Annotated in this window: 2 protein-coding genes; both read right to left on the reverse strand. The window is 41.0% G+C overall.

Features of this window, described 5'->3' with window-relative positions; genetic code table 11:
* Nucleotides 1-166: 166 nt before the first annotated feature.
* On the reverse strand, nt 167-487 hold the full coding sequence (locus tag WBA23_RS10560; protein WP_424582243.1) for a hypothetical protein: 321 nt from the start codon (nt 485-487) through the stop codon (nt 167-169).
* Nucleotides 488-903: 416 nt separating this feature from the next.
* Nucleotides 904-1,542: a hypothetical protein gene (locus WBA23_RS10565; protein WP_424582244.1), complete on the reverse strand. Its 639-nt coding sequence runs from the start codon at nt 1,540-1,542 to the stop codon at nt 904-906.
* Nucleotides 1,543-1,692 lie beyond the last annotated feature (150 nt).

Genomic DNA, 1,692 nt, shown 5'->3' on the forward strand with positions numbered 1-1,692 from the left:
CGTCAATAGGAAAGTTTTCGTTTTCGTAGTAAACAATTAGAATTGCGAAAACCGCCAACGGTTGGGCTAGCGGTCCGGCCGGCCTTATTAGCGTTTTTTGTTCGAGTTTCATTACTAGAACTTAGAGCAAAAAGCAACCGAATTGCTTTTCAACTTAGGCTTGACGCTAGGTGTTGTTGGCATTAGTTTTTTTTAATCTCAGTTCAATGTTCCAACTATCAATATTCTCATAAAATGTTAATGAGTCTAATGGAGCTATCTTCTGATAGTTTTCGTTTTTATCTACTATCCAATATCTTTTTTGTTGGTCCTCCATGTCTTTATTGATCGCTATAATCCAACTGTCGTCATATGCGTAGTCAACAACAACGGCTGGTATTGCTTCTGGTCCGCTGCCAATATGGTCATCTGAAATTTGATAGATTATTCCTTGTGGATAATCCTGGATATATCTAAAGTTTTTCCCTAAATCGATACTATCATCCATTCTTATGAAGATACAGGAATGAAAAGTAATAAAGGTCAATATGATTACTGCTCGTTTCGTTCAAATTAATGCCAACTAGCATATAGCCGCTATAGGTGCGGCTATATCCAATATATTTACTGCATTATTAGTTGATGTACAGATAAATATAAAACAAAAGAAATATTTACTATTACTTTACTTGTAAATATCTTAATATTCATTTTTTATGAGCTAAACGTTTAAAAACATTTACGGTCGTTTACTCCCGACTAACTTCTTCTTACCAGCGCAATGCCAGCAAGTGAATATACAAAAATAGATAATAGTTTACCGGACAGCTAGATAGCTAGGATATGCCTCTGAGCACACTCTACAATAAGCACCAAAAGTACATATTAGTCAAAGACTCATAGAATAAACAGAGGCTCTATCGGTTAAGCTTCTTCCTTCACCTTTAGCCCTAGTTCTTTCAGTACCTCCGGGCGGTTCTCGAAAGCAAAGTGGAGGGCGCGGGTGTAGCGACGCATCCAGCGAGTAAGCTCGGCTTCCTTTTGTTTGCGTACCTGGGTGCTCTGAAGGGCTTCGTCCCGCTCTTTATCGCGGTGGTCGTAGGCTTGGTATACGGCTTCAATCATAGCTTCCCCTTCATTTAGGTCTTCTACTTTAATACCGTAGGTCTTTAATTGAGCTGTAATAGCTTGGGCATTGGCATAAAACGTTTGGGCCTGCTTCACCCACTTTAACAGACTATCTTCTCGGGCACCGTCTAGTTGCAAGGCTTTGTACTGCCCCCGATTGTCCCCTACCGCTAAGCGGGCCACCTGTAAATGGTGTTTGTATACTTTCCAGGCATCTCGCTTGGCTCGACGAAGGGCATCAGTAGCCGAATACTGCTCACCGTACTCCTGCTGCTGGGCTACTGAAAGCAATTGTAACTCATTTCGCAGCGTCAATCCTTTTTGTAGTTCGGCAGCGGTGAACCCCAGCGGATTCATGGTCTTTTGCCAGTCGCTATTGGCTATTACGCCACTGATGGCTTTTTCTGATTTTCTTAGTAATTGTTCAATTCGCATTGGAGTAAATTTTTTCCGGTAAAAATAGACCGGTTTCTTACCGTTACCCAGCGGAAACTAGCGAATAAACTACGGAACAAGGTTTTCAGAAGTTTAGAAGATTTATCCTCTAAAGATCGTAGAATTGGGACCATTAGTACTACGTTCCTA

This window comes from Tunicatimonas sp. (assembly GCF_049647865.1).
Classification (GTDB): Bacteria; Bacteroidota; Bacteroidia; order Cytophagales; family Cyclobacteriaceae; genus Tunicatimonas.